This is a genomic window from Hyphomicrobium sp. (genome assembly GCF_035572195.1).
In the GTDB taxonomy this organism is placed as follows: Bacteria; Pseudomonadota; Alphaproteobacteria; order Rhizobiales; family Hyphomicrobiaceae; genus Hyphomicrobium_B.
Map to the genome: position 1 here is coordinate 1 of NZ_DATNBA010000040.1, position 5989 is coordinate 5989.

General features: G+C 59.4%; 6 protein-coding genes and 1 tRNA gene. 4 read left to right on the top strand and 3 right to left on the bottom strand.

Annotated elements, in window-relative coordinates; translation table 11 throughout:
* The coding region (locus VN623_RS03835) for an MscL family protein (RefSeq protein ID WP_325568308.1) at positions 1 to 177 on the top strand (177 nt) is incomplete at its 5' end.
* 55 nt (positions 178 to 232) lie between these two features.
* On the opposite strand, the gene VN623_RS03840 is transcribed toward VN623_RS03835, so the two are convergent.
* Both VN623_RS03840 and VN623_RS03845 read right to left on the bottom strand, forming a co-directional pair.
* Entirely contained in the window at positions 233 to 811 is a 579-nt protein-coding gene (locus VN623_RS03840) for a DUF6680 family protein (RefSeq protein WP_325568298.1), read from the bottom strand.
* Positions 811 to 1155 carry a hypothetical protein gene (locus VN623_RS03845; protein ID WP_325568300.1) on the bottom strand — a complete coding sequence of 115 codons (345 nt, stop codon included), beginning with the start codon at positions 1153 to 1155 and terminating at the stop codon, positions 811 to 813. The genes VN623_RS03840 and VN623_RS03845 overlap by 1 nt, the downstream gene beginning before the upstream one ends.
* Before the next feature lie 285 nt (positions 1156 to 1440).
* On the opposite strand from VN623_RS03845, the gene VN623_RS03850 reads away from it, so the two are divergent.
* Positions 1441 to 1514 (top strand) — tRNA-Gly (locus tag VN623_RS03850).
* A 23-nt stretch (positions 1515 to 1537) separates the two neighbouring features.
* Here the strand turns inward: VN623_RS03850 and VN623_RS03855 are convergent.
* On the bottom strand, positions 1538 to 3067 hold the full coding sequence (locus VN623_RS03855) for a glycosyltransferase (RefSeq protein WP_325568302.1): 1530 nt from the start codon (positions 3065 to 3067) through the stop codon (positions 1538 to 1540).
* Between the two features lie 146 nt (positions 3068 to 3213).
* Between VN623_RS03855 and VN623_RS03860 the strand changes: the two genes are divergently transcribed.
* Together VN623_RS03860 and VN623_RS03865 are read left to right on the top strand one after the other, a co-directional pair.
* On the top strand, positions 3214 to 4077 hold the full coding sequence (locus VN623_RS03860) for a transporter substrate-binding domain-containing protein (protein WP_325568304.1): 864 nt from the start codon (positions 3214 to 3216) through the stop codon (positions 4075 to 4077).
* Positions 4078 to 4184: 107 nt separating this feature from the next.
* A complete protein-coding gene (locus tag VN623_RS03865) occupies positions 4185 to 5543 on the top strand; it encodes a glycoside hydrolase family 3 N-terminal domain-containing protein (protein ID WP_325568306.1) in 1359 nt (452 codons plus the stop codon).
* Positions 5544 to 5989: the final 446 nt, after the last annotated feature.

Genomic DNA, 5989 nt, shown 5'->3' on the forward strand with positions numbered 1-5989 from the left:
TTCCTCAACGCCGTCATCAAATTCTTGATCACGGCCTTCGCAATCTTTCTGCTCGTCAAGGGCATCAATCACATGAAAAAGCCGAAACCGACGGTTGCCGCGCCACCCACGCCGACGGAGGTTTACTTGAAGGAAATTCGCGATCTCCTCGCGAAGAGACAGATGGGCGCTGTCTAGCAAATGAAGCCCCGACTCGATGCGGCCGGGGCTTTTCGCTGTTCGAGGCCGGTCACTATGGTGGAGGAGGAAACTTGCCGCCTATGTGGACGGTCTTGACATAATCCACGATGGGCAATCCGCGCTTGCCCGATAAAACTTCAACCAGGTAATGCCTAACTGCTCTCGCCTGGGTTTCGTCCGTCTCCCAGCCTTGCGGGCCGTAGCCGAGTCGCTTCAACTCTTGTTTGTCCATCTTAAAGTCCAGCACTTCGCCGATATCGTGAATGAGATCGTAGAGCGCTGCTTCGCGCGCTTCTTCATGCCTAGCCAATGCCGGATCGTCCCCCTTGGGCCATGCGCCGTTCAATATCCCCATGTAGGTCTTGTACGATTGTTGGACTTTATCTTCCCCGTAAAACTCTAATTGGATTAGGTTCAACGCGCTGACATGATCAGGTGACAACTGGAATTTCCTGGTCTTCATCAAATTATGGAAGACCGAGAGCTTGCGCTCTCTCTTGCCATCTTCCTTTTCATTATTCCGACTCACTTCGACCGCTCGAATAGGCCCATAATAGATGGCAACGATTGTCGCGACGAGAATGGCGACGCTGAGCCAATCTTTGAACTGCATGTCCCAGAACTCTGCCATCAGGGTACCTCTCGCAGCATCTCAAACCTAGCCATGACCGGACCTGCCGGGGTGTCGATGCGCACGATACTATTGCTTGTCGCAAAGTCTTTCGGCAGGTTCAATGGCCCGGCAACCTGCTGTGGCTCAGACCCCGCAGCCATTCCGGTAATCAACTGGGTGCCCGCCGGTATCACGAACTTCACGGTCCCTTCTAAAGAACCGTCTTGCTGTTGGACGAACGTGCCGTCGTATTTAATGCCTCCAATATCCGCGCCGACAAAAAAATCCTTCCCGAAGTAAAACATCCCGAAGCTTTGCCCCGACGAGCCGGTCAGATAGACGTTGCAAATCATATTTTTCATGGGATGCCTAGTTTGAGGTTACTCCTCCTCCTTCTCTAGTGCCGTCCGTTCGTCAGTGTCCCTCATGTTTTCCAGTCTTCCCCGCCTTTCTATTTATGCTGTGACTTTATGCTCATGTTTGTCCGGTAACAGGTTCGGCCACGTTGCGCCGCGGACGATCGCTCGCCTCGTTCAGCGCCATTTCAGGATGCATTTTCTCCCCTTCGCTTTTTTGCTGCATTTTCCGTCGTTTCGTGATCAAAAAAGTCGGCTATAAGCTTGGTCGAGTTCAGGCCCACGGGCTTTGCGGGCGTAGTTCAATGGTAGAACGGCAGCTTCCCAAGCTGCATACGAGGGTTCGATTCCCTTCGCCCGCTCCAGATCTCACGGCACAGATCGGCTCTCAGGTCTTACGCACCCGAACCCGACGCGGTGGTTTTTGTTTGCTGGTGCCGTGCGTCGTCTTTTCCCAGTAGAAAGGCCTGACGATCAGGTCGAGCACCGCGCGATAGGCGGCATACGACATCGCCAGCCAATAGAGCGGCAGCCAGATGACCGACAGCAGCCGGCGCGCCGAGCCTGATGCGATAGCCGTGGCCATCGTCAGCAGCATGGCCGCGCCATAGCCGGCCACGAGATTTGATCCCGACACCCACAAGAGCAGATCGCCTTCCGGCACCACGCGGCCGCCGAAGGAACCGTGCAAAGCGGCCAGCGCGTAGAACCATGGGTGCACGAGCAAGGATAAAATCGTGGCGCCGATCGTCAGTTGAAAGCCGGCAAATTTCCACGGGCCGAGGTCACGCCAGAGACGCATCGGGCGTCGCATGTGGACCAGGTAAGTTTGAATCCAACCCTTGATCCAGCGCGTACGTTGCCCCCGCCAACCGCGCCAGGACGCGGGCGCTTCCTCCATCGTCTCTGAATCGATAACAGACACTTCATAGCCAAAGCGGGCGAGGCGAATGCCGAGATCGGCGTCTTCGGTGACGTTGAAGGGGTCCCAGCCGCCGATCTTCAGCAGAAGATCGCGCCGGAAGTGGTTCGACGTTCCACCGAGCGTAAGCGGCAGCCTGAGAAATCCGAGCGCCGGGAGCAAACCGTTGAACAATGCCGAATATTCAAGTGCGAATTGACGGCTCAAGAACGACTCGTCAGCATTATAAATCGAGAGCCGCGCCTGCACGCAGGCGAGCCGTGGTCCGCCTTCGATGAAGGCACTGGCGGCGCGTCGCAGCTGGCTCGCATCCGGAATGTCTTCAGCGTCGAATACCGCGACCAGCGTGCCGCGCGCATCCTGCAAGGCATAGTTCAGTGCCCGAGGCTTGGTTCGCGGCTGTCCGTTGGGCACCGTCACGATCCGCATGTTGGGCGGCAGGCCGGCGCTGAGCAGCGCCCGGCGGGTCATCTGATCGTCGGCCTCGGTTATGAACAGAATTTCGAGCCGATCGAACGGATAGTCGAGGCGTGCCATTCCCTCAATCAGGGCCGGCACGACGCGCCCTTCGCGATAGAGCGGTAAAAGCACGGAAAACGTCGGCAGCCGGCTGTCGTAGCGTCGGTCTGCCGGCATCGGCTTCGACCGTTGTAGCGGCCGCCACAGGGCGTGCCACACTGCGGTGAAACGAACGAGGGCGATCATGAAAAACGGTAACGCCAAAATCAGGGACCACACATAAAGTCCCGCCCCATCGAGCGCTATCAGTCCAGCCGTCAGCAACGCCGGCACGGCAAGAAGTGTGAGCTGCTGCCAACGGCGAAGCGGCGTCGCTGCCGACAAATCCGGCGCCCGGCGCCGCAAATCATTGACCGCGCGATCCAGCTGTCCGATGTCGCGCTGGAAAGGTTCCCCTGACGTGGGTCGACCATGGGCGACGCGTGGCGGCATGCGGCGGCGCCGCGCGACAGGCGTCTCTGATCCGGCAACGGCCATGCATGCACCTGGCCGGGCCCCACAAAAAAGACCGCCTTCATCCGACCACGGGCGCAGTATAGGCGCTGGTTTCAAACCAGCAATCGAACTAAGTGTTTGCCGGACATTTTTTTTCGGCGGCCGACAGCGACGGCAGGCAGAGTGACATGATCGTTAAACTGCATATCCAACCGCGATTTGCTGTGACGGTTGCCGTCGCGATGCTTGCCCTCGGAGGGCTCGTTCGAACGGCGCTCGCAGAAGATGCCGTTTCGCCGAAGCTTGGCGACGAAGCAGCGGCACAAGCTCCCGCCGAAGCCGCGCCACGCCGCGTCGTCATCCGTTTTCTGACCGACAGCGATTTCCCGCCCTTCAATTTCTACGACGAGGACGGCGTGCTTGTCGGTTTCAACGTCGATCTCGCGCGCGCCATATGCCTGGAACTCAACACGCCCTGCGATATCAAAGCGCGGCCGTGGGAAGAACTTTTTCCCGATTTGAAACGCGGCGAAGCCGATGCCGTCATCGCGGCGCACAGGGTGACCGCCGCGGCACTCGGCGACGTGGCCTTCACCGAGCGATATTTCCATACGCCTGGTCGTTTTGCCGGCCGCAAGGAATCGCCACGGGTCGATATGACGCCGAGCGGCCTCGACGGAAAACGCATCGCGGTGGCGCGCGGCACGGCACATGAAGCGTTCCTCAAGGCGTTCTTTCGCGACAGCCCGCTTACCATCTACGAGAACGCCGATCTGGCTCGCCAGGCCCTGACGGAAGGCAAGGTCGACTTCCTGTTCGACGACGGTATTTCACTCGCCTTTTGGCTCAACGGCACCCTGTCGAGGCAATGTTGCGAAATGCGCGGCGGGCCGTTCCTCGAGCCGAAGTTCTTCGGCGACGGCATTGCCATAGCCGTGCCAAAGAACGATCCGCAGATCCGCCATCTACTGAATAAGGCTCTCGACAAGGTGCGTGCGTCCGGGCGCTTCGACGAGCTCGTACAGCGCTATTTTCCGGTCAGAATTTACTGATCTTAACGACGCGCCGAGGGCCGCGGGCGCTCGGCAAGCTTAACGTGATGATACCGCTCTGCGTCGCATTCTGTGAGCTACTGTAGCCCGTGATGTCTCGAACTTCGATGTTTGCCCTTTTGGTCTTTGGCTTCGCGATGGCGCTGCTGGCGCTTCAGCCTGAGCCAGCGGGCGCGCGTTCGGCGCACCGGAAATTCTCCACGCCGAAGCATCACGCGGCGACGTATCGGGCACGGCGCAGCGCCGCGAGGCGTAGAGCGGCATATCGGGCTGCTGCGAGGGCCAATCGCAAACGGCGCCTTGCAATACAGGCCATACCGGATGCGCCCTTGGACAAGAGCGCCGAAAATGCGCCGGGTCCAGCTCAACGTCCTCGCAAGGTTTTGACGCGCGCCGAAATCCTCGCCTCCGATCCCGTCCGCCTCGAACGCCTCGGCCGTCGCCTCATGGTCGGGTTTGAAAGTTTTTCCGAAGTCAAAACTCTTGTCGAGAAACGTGCCGTTGCCGGCATCTTCATTACCGACCAAATCGTTCGAGGACGAAAGGCCGACGACATCGCCAAGGATATTCGAGGCCTCCAGGATATTCGCAAATCCCAAAATCTGCCGCGTCTGCTCGTCGCCGCCGACCAAGAGGGCGGCTACGTTTCGAGGCTGTCGCCGCCACTGAAACGGCAACCGAGCCTCGGCCAGCTGATCTCTCCGCTGAAAACCGACGGCGATCGCGAAAAGGCCGTCCGGGCCTACGCCGATGAGCAAGCGCACGAACTGGAGCGCCTGGGCATCACGATGAATTTCGGCCCCGTCGTCGATTTGCGGCTCGGTGGTCCAGGCCGCGACGACGGCGAGACGCGCCTCTACTGGCGCGCGATCAGCAGCGATCCGTTTCTCGTTGCGAAGGTGGCGGGCTGGTATTGCGATGCCCTGACGAAATTCAACATCATCTGCACGCTGAAGCATTTCCCCGGACTCGGACGTGTGATGCACGACACGCACGTCTCCCAAGGCGCGATCACGGCGAGCGAGACCAAGCTCGAACTCAACGATTGGGTGCCGTTCCGCCGCGTCATGAACCAACCCGGCGTCGCAACGATGATCGGGCACGTGCGCGTCGGCGACATCGATAAGACGACGCCGGCATCTTATTCCGATGCCGTCATCAATAGCGTGTTGCGGTCGCGTTGGCAGGATGGCGACAGCCTGCTGATCACGGACGATTTCAGCATGGGCGCCGTGACGGGCTCGAGAGACGGTATCGGCGGCGCCGCGATCAAAGCCTTGAATGCCGGCGTCGATATCGTGCTTCTGCGCGATACCGCTACGTATTTCGACACCGTCATGTCGGCGCTGATCGAGGCCGACATCAACGGCGAGATCGATCAAAAGCGTCAGAGCGAGTCACGCCACCGGCTGAGCCGCTACGTGTTCATCGACGACCGCGAACCACCCCTGCAAGCGCAGCAGTAAGAGTTATTTGTTGGCGCGTGGAGTTTTTGTTGGTGCCTGCGACTCCGCTTGCGCGGAGCCGGCCGCAGGCACGGACTTCGGGCGCACCCGGCCGCCACGCGCGGAGCACTGCGGCACACGTCGAGGGTGGGGATTATTTATTTTTTCGTCGTCCTCGAATGGGTGAGCCTGCGAGACCGTTCGGGGATCCAGCGCAAGAATTGCCGAAGGCTCACTATTGCGACTTCGACGAGTCTTGCGCTGGATCCCCGGCCTTCGACGCGCCGTCGGCGCGCTCGGCCGAGGATGACGGGTCGGACGAGAGTATTTTGGCATCCCCCTGTCCAAAGTCGACTATTGAATTGACGGGGAATTTCGCGTCCATATTTTGTGATTGGCCTAATGCGCAGCATGCTGACTAAGATCAGCCAAAATTGCGTGGGGGGCGTATTTCATGGATTCCGGTC

Coding starts and splice junctions, on each gene's coding strand:
- VN623_RS03840 (WP_325568298.1), bottom strand. CDS start 811: ATGGCAGAGTTCTGGGACATGCAGTTCAAAGATTGGCTCAGCGTCGCC.
- VN623_RS03845 (WP_325568300.1), bottom strand. CDS start 1,155: ATGAAAAATATGATTTGCAACGTCTATCTGACCGGCTCGTCGGGGCAA.
- VN623_RS03855 (WP_325568302.1), bottom strand. CDS start 3,067: ATGGCCGTTGCCGGATCAGAGACGCCTGTCGCGCGGCGCCGCCGCATG.
- VN623_RS03860 (WP_325568304.1), top strand. CDS start 3,214: ATGATCGTTAAACTGCATATCCAACCGCGATTTGCTGTGACGGTTGCC.
- VN623_RS03865 (WP_325568306.1), top strand. CDS start 4,185: ATGTTTGCCCTTTTGGTCTTTGGCTTCGCGATGGCGCTGCTGGCGCTT.